The sequence below is a fragment of the Pseudomonas sp. genome (assembly GCF_030684895.1).
Taxonomy (GTDB): Bacteria; Pseudomonadota; Gammaproteobacteria; order Pseudomonadales; family Pseudomonadaceae; genus Aquipseudomonas.
This window is the reverse complement of record NZ_JAUXXP010000051.1, coordinates 49,548-64,681: the sequence shown is the minus strand read 5'-3', so window position 1 is coordinate 64,681 and position 15,134 is coordinate 49,548. Positions and strand designations below refer to the sequence as shown.

General features: G+C 58.7%; 16 protein-coding genes. 7 read left to right on the top strand and 9 right to left on the bottom strand.

Going from position 1 to position 15,134, the window contains the following annotated elements; genetic code table 11:
* Positions 1 to 353: 353 nt before the first annotated feature.
* Both pssA and ilvC read right to left on the bottom strand, forming a co-directional pair.
* Positions 354 to 1,166, bottom strand: coding sequence for a CDP-diacylglycerol--serine O-phosphatidyltransferase (gene pssA / locus Q8M42_RS11615; RefSeq protein ID WP_275961621.1), 813 nt, complete (start codon positions 1,164 to 1,166; stop codon positions 354 to 356).
* Positions 1,167 to 1,321: 155 nt separating this feature from the next.
* On the bottom strand, positions 1,322 to 2,338 hold the full coding sequence (gene ilvC / locus Q8M42_RS11610) for a ketol-acid reductoisomerase (protein ID WP_304869596.1): 1,017 nt from the start codon (positions 2,336 to 2,338) through the stop codon (positions 1,322 to 1,324).
* Between the two features lie 126 nt (positions 2,339 to 2,464).
* Here ilvC and ilvY point away from each other — a divergent pair, with 126 nt between their 5' ends.
* The gene (ilvY, locus tag Q8M42_RS11605; protein WP_304869598.1) at positions 2,465 to 3,346 is read left to right on the top strand and encodes an HTH-type transcriptional activator IlvY; all 882 of its coding nucleotides are present in this window, start codon (positions 2,465 to 2,467) and stop codon (positions 3,344 to 3,346) included.
* 89 nt (positions 3,347 to 3,435) lie between these two features.
* On the opposite strand, the gene ilvN is transcribed toward ilvY, so the two are convergent.
* On the bottom strand, positions 3,436 to 3,927 hold the full coding sequence (ilvN, locus tag Q8M42_RS11600) for an acetolactate synthase small subunit (protein WP_090256033.1): 492 nt from the start codon (positions 3,925 to 3,927) through the stop codon (positions 3,436 to 3,438).
* A gap of 2 nt (positions 3,928 to 3,929) precedes the next feature.
* The gene (locus Q8M42_RS11595) at positions 3,930 to 5,654 is read right to left on the bottom strand and encodes an acetolactate synthase 3 large subunit (protein WP_304869601.1); all 1,725 of its coding nucleotides are present in this window, start codon (positions 5,652 to 5,654) and stop codon (positions 3,930 to 3,932) included.
* A gap of 407 nt (positions 5,655 to 6,061) precedes the next feature.
* On the opposite strand from Q8M42_RS11595, the gene Q8M42_RS11590 reads away from it, so the two are divergent.
* Positions 6,062 to 6,505, top strand: coding sequence for a DUF4124 domain-containing protein (locus tag Q8M42_RS11590; RefSeq protein ID WP_304869603.1), 444 nt, complete (start codon positions 6,062 to 6,064; stop codon positions 6,503 to 6,505).
* Positions 6,506 to 6,520: 15 nt separating this feature from the next.
* Here Q8M42_RS11590 and Q8M42_RS11585 read toward each other — a convergent pair whose 3' ends face one another.
* The 3 genes from Q8M42_RS11585 to mrcB are packed head-to-tail and all read right to left on the bottom strand — an operon-like array spanning position 6,521 to position 9,884.
* The gene (locus Q8M42_RS11585) at positions 6,521 to 6,850 is read right to left on the bottom strand and encodes a YqcC family protein (protein ID WP_304869605.1); all 330 of its coding nucleotides are present in this window, start codon (positions 6,848 to 6,850) and stop codon (positions 6,521 to 6,523) included.
* A complete protein-coding gene (locus Q8M42_RS11580; protein ID WP_304869607.1) occupies positions 6,850 to 7,548 on the bottom strand; it encodes a M48 family metallopeptidase in 699 nt (232 codons plus the stop codon). Before Q8M42_RS11580 ends, Q8M42_RS11585 begins: the two co-directional genes overlap by 1 nt.
* A 17-nt stretch (positions 7,549 to 7,565) precedes the next feature.
* Complete coding sequence (gene mrcB, locus Q8M42_RS11575; protein ID WP_304869609.1) at positions 7,566 to 9,884, bottom strand: penicillin-binding protein 1B; 2,319 nt, start codon at positions 9,882 to 9,884, stop codon at positions 7,566 to 7,568.
* Between the two features lie 117 nt (positions 9,885 to 10,001).
* On the opposite strand from mrcB, the gene Q8M42_RS11570 reads away from it, so the two are divergent.
* The 5 genes from Q8M42_RS11570 (at position 10,002) to Q8M42_RS11550 (ending at position 13,511) form a co-directional block, all read left to right on the top strand.
* Positions 10,002 to 11,564, top strand: coding sequence for a bifunctional aminoglycoside phosphotransferase/ATP-binding protein (locus Q8M42_RS11570; RefSeq protein WP_304869611.1), 1,563 nt, complete (start codon positions 10,002 to 10,004; stop codon positions 11,562 to 11,564).
* An 85-nt stretch (positions 11,565 to 11,649) separates the two neighbouring features.
* On the top strand, positions 11,650 to 11,994 hold the full coding sequence (locus Q8M42_RS11565) for a pentapeptide repeat-containing protein (RefSeq protein ID WP_304869613.1): 345 nt from the start codon (positions 11,650 to 11,652) through the stop codon (positions 11,992 to 11,994).
* Entirely contained in the window at positions 11,991 to 12,149 is a 159-nt protein-coding gene (locus Q8M42_RS11560) for a hypothetical protein (RefSeq protein WP_304869615.1), read from the top strand. Before Q8M42_RS11565 ends, Q8M42_RS11560 begins: the two co-directional genes overlap by 4 nt.
* A 182-nt stretch (positions 12,150 to 12,331) precedes the next feature.
* Entirely contained in the window at positions 12,332 to 12,604 is a 273-nt protein-coding gene (locus Q8M42_RS11555) for a TfoX/Sxy family protein (protein WP_304869617.1), read from the top strand.
* Positions 12,605 to 12,710: 106 nt separating this feature from the next.
* The gene (locus tag Q8M42_RS11550; RefSeq protein WP_304869619.1) at positions 12,711 to 13,511 is read left to right on the top strand and encodes a Crp/Fnr family transcriptional regulator; all 801 of its coding nucleotides are present in this window, start codon (positions 12,711 to 12,713) and stop codon (positions 13,509 to 13,511) included.
* Positions 13,512 to 13,786: 275 nt separating this feature from the next.
* On the opposite strand, the gene Q8M42_RS11545 is transcribed toward Q8M42_RS11550, so the two are convergent.
* Positions 13,787 to 14,194, bottom strand: coding sequence for a nuclear transport factor 2 family protein (locus Q8M42_RS11545; RefSeq protein WP_304869621.1), 408 nt, complete (start codon positions 14,192 to 14,194; stop codon positions 13,787 to 13,789).
* 54 nt (positions 14,195 to 14,248) lie between these two features.
* Positions 14,249 to 15,130, bottom strand: coding sequence for a ChaN family lipoprotein (locus Q8M42_RS11540; RefSeq protein ID WP_304869624.1), 882 nt, complete (start codon positions 15,128 to 15,130; stop codon positions 14,249 to 14,251).
* Positions 15,131 to 15,134: the final 4 nt, after the last annotated feature.

The window sequence follows — 15,134 nt, the reverse complement described above, 5'->3', positions numbered from 1 at the left end:
AAACCGCTGTCAACTGCCTCTTTTACCGCCTCCAATCATCTCGACCGAAGCACCAACAGGACCAAACTACCACCCTGTCAGCCCGGCGCATTCTACGCAGCTTTCGCTGCTTTGCAAGCTCTTATTCAAATCTAACTTCTTGTTTTATAAGAAGTTTCAAGAGCCGCATACGCCTGAAGAGCTGCGCATTATAGGGACTGCCGGACGAAGGTCAATCGATTGTTATGCTTTTATTTCAATACCCGTGAAATCAAGGGCCGCAGCCAAACCAGCAACCTACGCGCCGCCTGCAGAAACGACAAAGCCGTTGAAGCTGACGCTTCAACGGCTTTGTCGAACCCACTGCGCAGTAACTAGGCGCTTTTGCCACGACGCAGGCGCAGCAGGTACTGGATAGGACCCGAAGCCGCGTATGCCAGGAAGATGATCAACAGAATCCGCGGTGGGTCACTGAATACCACGGCAAACACCAGCACCACCGCCAGAATCGCCACAAAAGGCACGCGCCCTTTCAAGTCGAGATCCTTAAAGCTGTTGTACTTGATATTACTGACCATCAGCATGCCGGCAGCGGCTACTAGGATGGCCACCACAAAGGCCATATTCGAGCCTTTAATACCGAAATCACTGAAGGCCCATACCGTACCCGCCACCACACCGGCGGCAGCCGGGCTGGCCAGACCAATAAAGTAGCGCTTATCGACGCTGCCGATCTGTGTATTGAAGCGCGCCAAACGCAGCGCTGCACCGGCCACATAGATGAAGGCAACCATCCAGCCGACCTTACCCATGCTACCCAGCGCCCACTCGAACGCGAGCAAGGCAGGCGCCACACCAAAGGCGACCATATCGGACAGCGAGTCATACTCGGCGCCAAAGGCGCTTTGGGTATTGGTCAGACGGGCCACGCGCCCATCCAGACCATCCAGCACCATGGCCACAAACACAGCGGCAGCTGCCACATAGAAGTTGCCGTTCATGGCATTGATGATGGCGTAGAACCCAGCAAACAGGTTCGCCGTGGTAAACAGGTTGGGTAGCAGATAAATACCGCGATGACGGACCTTGCGCCCTTCGGCGTCATGCCCCTCTTCTATATGCTCATCGATTGGCAGCAAACTTTCGGCGTCGGCGGGAGACTGCGGCTCATCTGGACGTTCATTCATGAACAACACCTTGCAACGGATTTGGAGAATTTCGACAGGCGCTGACAACAACGGTTCACGGCAGCGCCCATACAACACCCAGGCTTTATACCAGAAGCCTTGCCGCACCATGAAAAAACGCGGCCTGGGCCGCGTCTTTTCTTACGTCGTAAACCTTAGTTCTTGGCTTTGTCGACGATTTTGTTGGCACCGATCCACGGCATCATGGAGCGCAGTTGCTCACCGATGATTTCGATACCGTGAGCAGCGTTGTTGCGACGCTTGGCGGTCATCGAAGGGTAGCCGGTAGCGCCTTCACTGATGAACATCTTGGCGTACTCGCCGTCCTGGATGCGCTTCAGAGCATTGCGCATAGCCTGACGGGATTCGGCGTTGATCACTTCCGGGCCGGTCACGTACTCGCCGTACTCGGCGTTGTTGGAGATCGAGTAGTTCATGTTGGCGATACCGCCTTCGTACATGAGATCAACGATCAGCTTCAGCTCGTGCAAGCACTCGAAGTAGGCCATTTCTGGCGCGTAGCCCGCTTCAACCAGGGTTTCAAAACCGGCTTTAACCAGCTCGACAGTACCGCCACAGAGAACGGCTTGCTCGCCGAACAGGTCGGTTTCAGTTTCGTCCTTGAAGGTGGTTTCGATGATACCGGTACGGCCACCGCCAACGCCCGAAGCGTAGGACAGGGCAACGTTTTTGGCGTTGCCGGAAGCATCCTGATAGATCGCGATCAGGTCAGGAATACCGCCGCCTTTGACGAACTCGGTGCGTACGGTGTGGCCCGGAGCCTTCGGCGCGATCATGATCACGTCGAGGTCAGCGCGTGGAACAACCTGGTTGTAGTGAATCGCGAAACCGTGGGAGAAGGCCAGGGTGGCGCCTTTCTTGATGTTCGGCTCGATTTCGTTCTTGTACAGCTGGGACTGGAACTCATCCGGGGTCAGGATCATCACCAGATCAGCGCCAGCAACAGCAGTGGCAACGTCAGCCACTTTCAGACCATGGGCTTCAGCCTTGGCAACGGTGGCCGAGCCTTTACGCAGGCCAACGGTCACGTCAACGCCGGAGTCTTTCAGGTTGCACGCTTGAGCATGGCCCTGGGAGCCGTAGCCAATGATGGCAACTTTCTTACCCTGGATGATCGAGAGGTCACAGTCTTTGTCGTAATAAACTTTCATGTTCTTGGCTCTTTTAATCGAAAAGGGATGAGGTGCAAGCACCGCGACGAAGACACCTTAAGTGATCCGCCCCATTGCGTAAAATGATATATTTGCAACACAACATGCCGATAAGTGAAACGCACTATGGACAGCCACGCTCTGCGGCTTTTCCTTTCGCTCGCTGACAACCTGCACTTTGGCAAAACCAGCCGCGAGCTGCATGTCAGCCCTTCAGCACTAAGCCGCAGCATCAAGCAGCTAGAGGATGAACTAGGCGCACCGCTGTTTCTGCGCGACAACCGCTCAGTGCGCCTGACCCGCGAAGGACAACAGTTCCGCGAGTATGCGAGTGAGGTCATGAATGGCTGGCAAGCCATCCGTCAGACCTTTAAGCAGGACCAGCTGATCCTCCACGGCGAGCTATCCCTGTATTGCTCGGTAACCGCTAGCTACAGCTTCCTCTATGACATATTGAGCAGCTTTCGCCAGGACTACCCACGCATTGAAATGAAGCTGCACACCGGCGACCCGGCCAAAGCCGTAGAGCGCGTGCAAGAAGGACTGGAAGACCTGGCCATCGGCGCCCGCCCCGACAGCTTACCGGCCGGCATCGAATTTCAACCGATAGCCCGCTCAGCGCTGTGCTTTATCGGCCCGCAGTCGCCTCAGCTATTGAGCGAAGAGCAGCTTAGACATCCCACAGCGGAGAGCTGGCGAGATGTGCCGATGATCCTCTCGGAAGAAGGCCTAGCCCGCACCCGCACCGATCTATGGCTGAAGAGCCACAATATTAAACCGCGCATTTATGCCCAGGTGAGCGGTAACGAAGCCATCGTCAGCATGGTCAGCCTGGGTTTTGGTATTGGCGTGGTTCCGCAAATCGTCCTCGACAACAGCCCGCTGACCGCACGCATCCGCATCTACGATATTCAGCCACCGCTGACGGCCTACGACATCGGCCTGTTCGCGCTGGAGAAGCGCCTTAAAGATCCGCTGATCAACGCCTTCTGGAATCGCCAACGCTAAACGCCGGAGAAGAGGCATTTACCCCAAAACGCAAAAAGCCCTCAGGAGATATTCTCCCGAGGGCTTTTCGTTTAATCAGTACAACGCAATCAGATGCTCAGCACCTTGTCGCCACGGGCAATACCGGTAACGCCACTGCGTACGGTTTCTAGAATCGACGCGGTGCCGATGGCCTGGATAAAGCTGTCCAGCTTGTCGCTCGTGCCGGCCAGTTGAATGGTGTAAACGCTGCTGGTCACATCGACGATCTGCCCACGGAAGATGTCGGTGGTACGTTTGACTTCAGCACGTTGAGCGCCGGTAGCCTTGACCTTAACCAGCATCAGCTCGCGCTCGACGTGAGCGCTTTCCGACAGGTCGACCAGTTTGACCACCTCGACCAGCTTGTTGAGGTTTTTGGTGATCTGCTCGATGACTTCATCATGCCCAACAGTGGTCAGCGTCAGACGCGACAGAGTCGGGTCTTCAGTCGGCGCCACGGTCAGGCTTTCGATGTTGTAGTTGCGCTGCGAGAACAGGCCCACCACGCGGGACAATGCGCCGGGCTCGTTTTCCAGCAGCAGGGAAATAATGTGTCGCATGATTAGGTACGCTCCGTCTTGCTCAGCCACATATCGCGCATTGCACCGTCTTTGATCTGCATCGGGTAGACGTGCTCACTGGTATCAACCTGGATATCGAGGAACACCAGGCGATCTTTCATCGCGAAGGCTTCCTCCATCTTCGGTTTCAGATCCTTCAGATCAGTGATGCGCATGCCGACATGGCCATAGGCCTCGGCCAGCTTGACGAAGTCCGGCAACGATTCCATATAGGAATGCGAGTGACGGCTACCGTAGTTCATGTCCTGCCACTGACGCACCATACCCAGCGCACCGTTGTTCAGGTTGACGATTTTCACCGGCAAACCGTACTGCAGGCAGGTCGACAGTTCCTGAATGTTCATCTGGATGCTGCCTTCGCCGGTTACGCAGGCAACTTCGTCATCCGGGAAGCTCAGCTTGACGCCCATGGCCGCAGGGAAACCAAAGCCCATGGTGCCCAGGCCGCCGGAGTTGATCCAACGGTTCGGCTTGTTGAAGCGGTAGTACTGGGCCGCGAACATCTGGTGCTGACCCACATCAGAGGTCACAAACGCGTCGCCACCGGTGACTTCGGACAGCGTCTCGATCACGGTTTGCGGCTTGATGATGCTGCCGTCGCCCTTGTCGTAAGGGAACATGATGCGACCACCGCGCCACTCTTCAATCTGTTTCCACCAGCTCGCCAGTGCGTCTTTGTTCAGCTGCTCGCCGATCTCTTTAAGGATCGCGACCATCTCGCTCATCACGCTATCCACCGGGCCAACGATAGGGATGTCGGCCTTGATGGTCTTGGAGATAGAGGCCGGGTCGATATCGACGTGAATGATCTTGGCGTTCGGACAGAACTTGCTCGCGCCGTTGATCACCCGGTCATCGAAGCGCGCGCCCACCGCCAGGATCACATCGGCGTGGTGCATGGCCAGGTTGGCGGTGTAGCTACCGTGCATACCGAGCATGCCGAGGAACTGGCGATCTGTGCCTGGATAGCCGCCCAAGCCCATCAGGGTGTTGGTGACTGGCAGGTTGAGCATCTGCGCCAGCTCAGTCAGCGGCGCTGCAGCACCGCCCATGATCACGCCACCACCGGAGTAGATGACTGGACGCTTGGCCGTCAACAGCAGCTCGGCCGCCTTGCGGATCTGCCCAGAGTGACCGCGCAGCGCCGGGCTGTAGGAGCGCAGCTTGACCTTCTTCGGATAGACGTACTCGAACTTTTCAGCCGGGTTGGTCATGTCCTTCGGAATATCCACGACCACCGGACCTGGACGGCCGGATTGCGCCAGATAGAAGGCTTTCTTCAGGACTTCCGGGATCTCCGAGGCGTGCTTGATCATAAAGCTATGCTTCACGATCGGCCGGGAGATACCGATCATGTCGGTTTCCTGGAAAGCATCAGTACCGACCATGGTGCTTGGCACTTGACCGGACAACACCACCATCGGAATGGAGTCCATATAGGCAGTGGCAATACCGGTAATGGCATTGGTTGCGCCAGGACCCGAGGTTACCAGCACCACACCGGCTTTACCGGTGGCGCGGGCATAGCCGTCAGCCATATGGGTTGCCGCTTGCTCGTGACGAACCAGGATGTGCTGCACTTCCGGTTCTTTGAACAGGGCATCGTAGATGTGTAGAAGAGCACCGCCTGGGTACCCATAGATGTTCTTAACGCCTTCGTCACGCAAAAAGCGGACGACCATTTCAGCGCCGGATAAAAGCTCCACGTTGTTCACCTCTAAAACGCCAGAAAACCGCCCAACAAGGAGGACGGCCTAAGATAGGTTTACTGTCAGCAGAGCATGAGCGACGGTGGTCGCCGACTACGTCAGCTACAACTGAGCAAGTATTGGGAATACCCCAAAGTGTTGCGGGGTCTTCCCACCCAGCGCGAGGTAACGCGTTGCGGGTGTAACAGGTCGGCGCGGGTGTGCACCTCATGTCTACTGAGCTAAAGCCTGCTTGCGGCGGACTCCACTACAGCGAGCGTGGAATTGTTGAGATTCGGCGCTGCCAAGTCAAGCAATCCGTGATTGAATCTGCAATCTTCTGCTGTGACGCAGCGCAGGATGACGATTCGAACATTTTGGTTATAGTAGTCAGCAGGCACCGCAGCTCAATATAAGGAAACCGCATGCGCCGCATGATCATCACCAGCAGCTTGCTGCTCGCCATGAGCGCCACCGCCATGGCCAGCCAGGTTTACAAGTGGGTCGACGCCCAAGGCGTAACGCACTTCAGCGCACAGCCGCCACAAGGCCAAGACGCCACCAGCATCAACACCGCAACACCACCGCCCAAGCCTGCTGCTGCAGAGGAAAAGAAAGCGGCACCGACCTTCGAGAGCATCGCTGACCCCGAGCAAGCAGCCATCGATGAGAAGGTCAAACAGGACGTCGCGGCCAAAGAAGTGGAACGTAAAAAGTTCTGCGCAGATGTGCGCACTAACCTCGCACAATTGCAGAATAATCCGCGCGTACGCGTGGATGTAGACGGTGAGGTGCGTCGCCTAAGCGAAGAAGAGCGCCAAAGCCGTATCGACGAAGCGCAGAAGGCGATCGCCGAAAACTGCAAGTAAATCCGTGAGCGCGACTTAGCTCGCGCCCACAATCAGCTGATCGAACTCACCCAACAATTTGATCAGCTCTCTGGCCTTCTTGGCCTGACCGCCATACACCTGCTCGGCCATCGGCTGAATCCCGGAAACACTGGGCAACGCCGCCCCTGCTTCCAGCACCTGCTTCATCCTCGGTAGAAATATCCACTGCAGCCACTGCTCGAACGCCAGCGTATCAACACAGAACGGCTGCTGGCTGGCTAGCGCCTGCGCACTGGGCGCCTGCGCATCCCACCAACCTTGCACACGCAGCTCTCGTTCGATGAGCAGCAGCTGCTCCGCCACCGCAGGCACGCGCGCATCCATCAGAGGCTGACTCGCGCCTGCTCGCGGGCCTGGGCGGCACCCGCAGCATCACCTTGGCGTTCACGAGCCTGGGCAATCAGGTTCCACAGGCTGGCCTGCAAGGCTGGACGACCACTGGCATAGCTCAGACCACGACGGGCGAACTGTTCGGCCTGCGCGGCATCACCTTGAGCTAAACGTACTTCGGCAAGCTTGTAGAGCACCTGCGGTTCACGCGGGGCAATACGCTGGGCGCGTTCCAGGCTGGAGGCGGCGCCATTCAAATCGCCACCGCCCTGCTGCTGCTGAGCCGTAGTCAACAAGGCCAGAACCGGACCATCCAGTTGCTCATCCATGGCCAAACCACCGCTTGGGATGCCACTGGGTGCCGGGGCAACATAGCCACCTTGGGTTGTGGCAGGTGGTGTAGCACTCCACGGCTGCGAAGTAGTGCCTGTATCCAACGGCGCACTGCTTGCCGGGAACGACTGAATCGGCGCGGAACTACCGCCACCGCCGGGCACCATCACCACCACACCGGAGTCTTCCGGCAAGGCCTGAGGCTGTGCGGCTGGAGCGCCATAACCGCCCGACGTACCCGACTGCGCGCCAGCGACCGCACTACCACCCTCAACGACAGGAATCGAGCCGCGCGGCACGCTGCTACAGCCGGCCAACAACAACGAAGCCGTTACAGCTGGAATCAACCACTTATTCACGTCACGCCCTCTTTTACTTAATCCAACCAGCCGCGTACCCAATCCATCACTTCATTGACCGGTGCCTGAATACCACAGGCCGGCCCGGCGACAGGTTGGCTGCCGCGAATATACGGCATCTGCACCGCATTCGGACAACTCGGGTCAGTACCCTGACCGCTATTGGCATCCACCCAGGCCTGCACCACGTTATCCGGCACCGGCATATCCAGCGGCAGTGGGTCGGCCTTGCGCATAAAGTCCGTCCACACCTGCAGCGCACCCGTCGCGCCGGTCAGTGGCGTCGGACCGTTGTCATCACGGCCCAACCAGACCACCGCCAGCACATCCTGACTGAAGCCGGCAAACCAGCTGTCGCGCGAATCGTTACTGGTACCCGTCTTACCGGCCAGGGCCAGGGAGCGCGGCAACTGACTGTAGACCGAGCGTCCCGTGCCTTCAGACATCGTGCGCTGCATGGCGTTCTGCAGCAGATAAATGGCGCCGCTGTCGAAACGCTGCTGAATCTGATACGGGTAGCGCTTGAGCGGCTCACCCTCGGCCGTCAACACATTGCGAATACCGCGCAAGGGTGTATTGAAACCGCCATTGGCCAGGGTCTGGTACATATTCGCCACGCTCATCGGGCTCAGCCCACCAGCGCCCAGCAGCATCGACGGATACGCCGGCCATTTCTGCTCGACACCCAAGCGACTCAGGGTCTTCAGCACTTCTGGCACGCCGAGTTCCAGGCCGAGCTTGGCAGTCGACAGGTTGTAGGAGTTGACCAGGCCCTGGTACAGGTAAATCGTGCCATGGGCCTTGCGGTCGTAATTCTGCGGACTCCACACCTGGCCATCCTGACCTTTGATCGAGAACGGCTGATCTTCGAGCAGACTGGTCAAGGTGTACTGGCTCGGACGCTCCAGTGCCGTCAGATAGATTGCCGGCTTGATCAGCGAACCAATCGGCCGCACCGCATCCAACGCGCGATTGAAGCCGGCAAAGCGCGGCTGACGGCTGCCAATAATGGCCTGCACCTCGCCACTTTCCGGGCTGGTCACCACCATCCCGGCTTCGACTTCATCCACCCCCTTGCGCCCGGACAAGCGTTTGAGCGTGTCGGCCAAGGCACTTTCAGCCTTAAGCTGCATAATCGGATCAAAGCTGGTGAAGATGCGCAGGCCTTCTTCGGTCAGGTCCTGCTCCTGGTAATCCTCACGCAGCTGGCGCTTGACCAAGTCAAGGAAGGCCGGGAACGAGCTATCCGCCAGAGTTCCGCGACGGGTGATACCCAACGGTTTCTGCTTCGCTGCGTCTACCTCTTCGACACTGACCACACCCTGCTCTGCCAATACATCGAGCACCAGATTGCGTCGTTCTAGCGCGCGTTCTGGATTGCGGCGCGGGTTGTAGTAAGTCGGTCCCTTAACCATGCCTACCAGCAACGCCACCTGATCAAGCTTCAACTCGGACAGCGGCTGACTGAAGAAATACTGACTGGCCAGGCCAAAGCCGTGCACGGCACGCTGACCGTCCTGGCCGAGGAATACCTCGTTGAGATACGCCTCGAGAATGTCCTTCTTCTCGTAATGCAGTTCCAGCAACACCGCCATCATGGCTTCGGTGGCTTTGCGCGAAAGGCTGCGCTCATTGGTCAGGTAGAAGTTCTTCACCAACTGCTGAGTCAGGGTACTGCCGCCTTGACGTAACTGGCCGGCGGTGGCGTTGATCCACACCGCGCGCGCGATGCCCTTGGGCGACACGCCAAAGTGATTGAAGAACTCGCGGTCTTCAATCGCCACCAGGGTTTCCACCAAATAGGGCGGCACCTGCTCGAGCTTGATCAGCACACGGTCTTCCTGGTGCGCCGGGTACAAGCCGCCAATCAGCAACGGCTCAAGCCGCGCCACAGCCAGATTACCGCCGCCAGCCTGAGTCAGGCCCGCGACATAGTCACCGGAGAAGCGCACGCGCACGCGCTGCGAAGGCTCAGTGCTTTCATAAAATTGAAAGCCGCGTGAATGCAGCTCGATAGTGTTGCCTGCCACCGACACGCCGCCGGGGCCGGCCACTGCGCTTTCGCGGCGATAGCCCAGGGCATCCAGCTCCTTGAGGAAGTCATCCTTGGCCAGTTTCTGCCCAACGAATAGCTCCAGCGGCCTGGCATAGACCTTGGCGGGCACAGTCCAGCGCTTGCCGGAGAATTTCTCCTGCACCACTGCATCGAGGTAAACCGCAAACACGGCGAGCACCACCAAACCAACCAGACCGAGCTTGAGAGCCCAGCCCAGCCAGGGGCGCATACCGCCGGAACGGCGTTTAGAACGGGGACGGGAAGATCGGGTACGAGTCATGGCGCGGCATTATACGCACTTTGCCCACTTGCCAGCAGGCCAGCGCAGCGGTTTGCAGACTGGCGTTGAGCGGCCATAATGGCCGCCTCTTATTCAGCACAACGCCAAGGATCGCCCGTGAGCCAAGCTCTGATCGCCGCACTGCAGAACCCGGCCCTCTACCCTCATCCCGTGGAGCAGTTCCAGGTCATCGAAACCCATATTTCCTGGGTGGTGCTCACCGGCCCCTTCGCCTACAAGCTCAAGAAACCGGTGAACTTCGGTTTTCTCGACTTCACCGAACTGAGCGCCCGCGAGCACTTCTGCAAGGAAGAGCTGCGCCTCAACCAGCGCCTGACTCAAGACCTTTACCTGGACGTGCTGCCGATCAGCGGCAGCGCCGATGCACCGCAACTTGGCGGCAGCGGCCCGGTCATCGAATATGCGCTAAAAATGCGCCAGTTCCCGCAAAGCCAGCTACTCAGCGACGTGCAGGCGCGCGGCGAACTGAGCGAAGCGCATATCGATGCCCTGGCCAAGCAGATTGCTGACTTCCACGGCTCAACCCCAGCAGTCGCTGCCAGCCATGCGCTGTGCACGCCCGAGGCAATTGTCGCGCCGATGCGGCAGAACTTTGTACAGATCCGCCCGCTGCTTGGTGACGCAGCCGACCTGCAGCAGCTAGAAGCCCTGGAGGCTTGGATCGAAGCCACCTACACGCGCCTCGAACCTCTGTTGGCACAGCGTGCGGCCAACAGCTCGATCCGCGAATGCCACGGTGACATCCATCTGGGCAACGCCACGCTGCTGGACGATCAGGTGGTGCTGTTTGACTGCATCGAATTCAATGAGCCGTTCCGCCTGATTGATATAGCCCTAGACGCAGCGTTCCTTGCCATGGATTTGGAAGACCGTGGTCTCAAGGCCCACGCGTGGCGCTTCGTCAACGCCTGGCTGGAACACACTGGCGACTACCAGGCGCTGGAACTGCTAAATCTTTATAAAGCCCACCGCGCACTGGTACGTGCCAAAGTTGCGCTATTCAGCCTGGCCCATCAGACCGATGCCGTGCAAAAAGCTGTGACCCTGCGCCAATACCGCAATTACGCCAACCTGGCGGAAAGCTATAGCGCAATTCCGTCTAGCTTTCTGGCCATTACCCACGGTGTTTCCGCCGTGGGCAAAAGCCATGTGGCCATGCGCCTGGTCGAGGCTCTCGGCGCTATTCGCCTGCGTTCGGATGTGGAGCGTAAACGCCTGTTCGGCGAGCAGAAGGATGCCGACCTCGGCAAACTCAGCGCCGGCATCTACACCCAGGACGCCAGCGCCGCCACTTATCAGCGCCTGCACCAGCTGGCCGACGCCGCACTGCACGCCGGTTTTCCGGTAGTCATCGACGCCACCTACCTCAAGCAGGCCCAGCGCGAAGCGGCCAGCCTGGTGGCCGAAGCCTGTGGCGCGCCCTTCCTGATTCTGGAATGCAGCGCCCCAGACGAGGTAATCGCCAGCTGGCTGGAACAGCGCAAGGCCGCCGGCAGCGACCCGTCCGATGCCACCATGGACGTCGTGCACGCCCAGCAAGCCAGCCGCGAAGCGCTCACTGACGATGAACTGCTGCACAGCAAGCGCGTCGAGACCCACGAAAGCGCCAGCCTGGATACCCTAATCGCGCGCATTCGCCAGCGTCTTACGGGCCTGTAACAGGCAAAACGGGCAATAGAGTTGCGGCGCGAGCAGAGCGCGCCGCGGCTTCTATACTGGCGGTGAGTCCATAAGGAGATGCACCATGAGCCAGCCCCGACAACTGGATAGCCCGTTGTATAGCCTGATCCACAACGAACAAATTTCTGCCTTCAATGCGCAAAAGCCCAAAGACACAGTCGTCGACCTGAGCGACGGTGATTTTCGCGGCCTCGATCTGCGTGCTCTGAATGCCCAGGGCATCAACTTCACCAACGCCTACTTTCGCGGCACCGACCTGCGCGGCCTTGACCTGCGCAATGCTCAGCTCGAAGGCGCCAGCCTGGCCCACGCGCAGATTTCCGGGGCCTACTTCCCGGTCGAGCTGACGGCTGACGAGATTCTGATGTCGGTGAATTTCGGCACCCGCCTACGCTATAACACCCGTTGAGCGGCAACCGCATCAGCCCGCCGCTCGGCGTCAGGGCAGAGGCCTACGCCAGCTTTCGTCCGCATTACCCGCAGAGTTTATTGGCCTGGCTTGCCGCGCAATACCCGGAACGCCTGCGGGCGCGGGAACAGCTGCTGGGCTACCTGCGCACCTGATCAACGGTGCTGCGCTACAAGCAGCAAAACGGCGCCGATCCACTGCTGCAACTGCAGCCAAAGCTGCGCCAGGTGTGGGGTGATGCCAAACAGCCACGTTTTGTCCGCTGACCGCTACACTTTCTGGCAGGCACGCCAACTGACTCCATCCGCACGACTGCCCAGCAGCGCAAGGAGGCTTGATGAACGATGAACTGCAACACCTGAAGAACCTCGGCAAAACCTCAGCCCAGTGGTTACATGCAGTCGGTATTCACAGCGCCAATGACCTGCGCCGGCTGGGTGCGGTCAGCGCTTATCGCGCGGTACGCGCACGGGGCTTCAGGGCATCCAAGGTGCTGCTGTATGCAATTGAAGGCGCACTGCTGGACGTACACTGGAACGAGCTACCACCCGGGCATAAAGCCGAATTGAATGGCCAGCTCGATGAAAGTTCAGCCCACAACAAGAGCTAGCTCACAACCTCTCAGGCTTTTGATTTACCTGAAGCGCGCTGGCAACTATTGTTTTAGGGACGTTCGTGCGGTTTAGTATGCCCAGCCAGTTCAAGGAAATTCGCTCATGTATTTACTCGGGGAGCAACCGGCTTACGCCGATCAGCTGATCAACCGACTGCAAAGCATCCCCACTCAATTGCTCGATGGGCTTGCACCTGCTGGATCGCCACTACAGCTTGAGCGTGCGGAAGACCTAGGCAAGATACTGCCGGGCAACCAGCTATTCATCATTGAAAATGGCCTGCTGCATGCCGTGGTCGATGAACGTCCGCTGTTTTATCTGCAGGAAGGCGACCTGGTTGGCCTGCGCCAGGGCCTGGACATGCCCAGCTGCCGCTACAGCAGTGAAGAACAGCTGAGCCTGATTCCCTACTCGCGCAGCGAAGTGTTCAAGCACATCTATGCCAGCGAACAGCGCCAGGAACTGTTTATCCAGTACCTGATCGGCCATACCGCCCTGCTTTCTGATGCCCTGGCGCGCTTGAAACAGCCAGAAATTCGCCCCTCCACTGGCTTCCAGCATTTTGCTGCGGGTGAAGAGCTGATCCATCAGGGCGATGTCGCCGACAACGTGTTTATCATCATCGAAGGCCACGCCGAAGCTTATGTCGATGGGCACAAGGTCGGTGATGTGCAGAAGGATGAAATCTTCGGCGCCATGGCCGTGTTCACCCGCGAGAAACGCAGCGCCACCGTACTGGCCAGCGAGCCCTGCACTGTGATGGTCATCCCCAAGGAACAGTTCCTCAGCCTGATGCAAAGCAACCCGCGAATTGCCCACAGCCTGATCGAGAGCATGGCCAAGCGTATCGACCTGCTGAACAAGGAAGTCACCCAACTGCGCCTACCAGCCGAAGCGTCCTGAAATCCGCTTGCAGCCTCAACAACCCGACCTTGTGTCGGGTTGATTGTTTATGGGTCGAACAGGTCTTTGCCAGGCCGATAAAAAAGTTTCTTAAGACTGTTGACTTGAAAATGAGAATTGTTATTATTATCACAACTGGTCGCAAGATCAGCCGATAAGCTTAAGAGACCTTCAGTCGGCCTCTTCAGATTATCTCCTCATCAGGCTAATCACGGTTATTGACCCGGCTCTTGCCGGGTCTTTTTTTGCCTGTCGAAAAGGACGCTCAACAAGCTTTAGAAATCGACCTGCGCCAACCACTCCGGCAGATTGAAGTGTTGGCTGACCCGGCAGATCTTACCGTCACGCATCTCGAAGAAGCTCGCCGCCGTCAGTTGATAGCTCTGGCCACAGGCATCCGGCAGGCCATCATCGGTGCTCAGGTATTCACCGCTCAGGGTGAATTCGCAGGCGGCGCGCTGCCCGCTTGGCTCGGTGAGGATTTGCAGGTTATCGATGCTTTCGCGGTAGCAGCGCTGGCTGCGCGCCAGGTAGTCGGCAAAGGCTTGTACACCCTGCTCGCGTGGGCCCTGGTTGATATCCAACAGCACATCGGCGCTAAGCAGGGCCAGGCAGGCGCGACTGTCGCGCTCGTTGAGGGCGTTAAAGTAACGGGTAAGCAAGTCGTGGGCAGCGGCTGGCATCAGCGGTCTCCGGTAAAAACCGCAGACTACCTGCTCAGCCGCAGGCAAGTCGGGCTAGGGTCGCAGTTTTGCGCAGTGGTCCTGCTCAGGTTGCGCCGGGGTGTACCAGACGTAATCGGCCGAGTCGGCGGCAATCTGGCTGCCAACCTCCGCCAGAATTAACACCTGCACGCCTTCAGCAGCGCCTAAATCCTGCAGATGCAACGGCACACCCAGCTCACGGCGCACATGGAAGGCGCCAGCAAACAGCAGACTTGGCGCCGGCGCGGCCAACAGTGCTTCAGCCATACGCCGGTCACGTTGCTGCTGCACGGCAAGCATCGCGGGCAACTGGCTTTCCGGCAGCAGGTTGCAATGCGACTGGCGAATCTGCTGGAACAATGCCTCACGCACCGGCTGCGCCGTTGAGGCCTGACCTTGTAGCTGCGGCACTTCGGCGTATATCTGCATGATCTCGCGACGCTCAAGGTTGGCCGCCAGCAACGGATAAGGCTGACGCAGCGCATGCTGCACCAGCGGCCCGTACAGCGACCAGGCCCAGCCCGGCTGCCAGCTCAACGCACCGAGGATGTCCTGCGGCGCCTGCCCGGCCGCGATGGCAGCACGCACCTGATCGACCTTGGCCTGCTGATCCGGCGTCAGCATCTCCAGCAACAGGCTGCCCTGCGGCCGTTGCGCTGCCAGCGCGCGCAACAGCCAGAGCTGCAGCGCGTGGTGATCAGGATTGTCATGCCGCTCGCCGACCAGCACTTTGGGTGCCGCAGCCAGGCGTTCCAGCAGTTGCTCAGGCGTCAGCAGCACGCCAGTACGCAGCTCAACAATCTGTCCGAGCTCCGCATGCTGCAGCCCCTCGGGGCTTTGCCAGGCAGGTAAAGCCGGTAACGAAGCCTGACAAGCACTCAACAGCGCGGCAACCAGCAACCAAACAATGCGCATAACT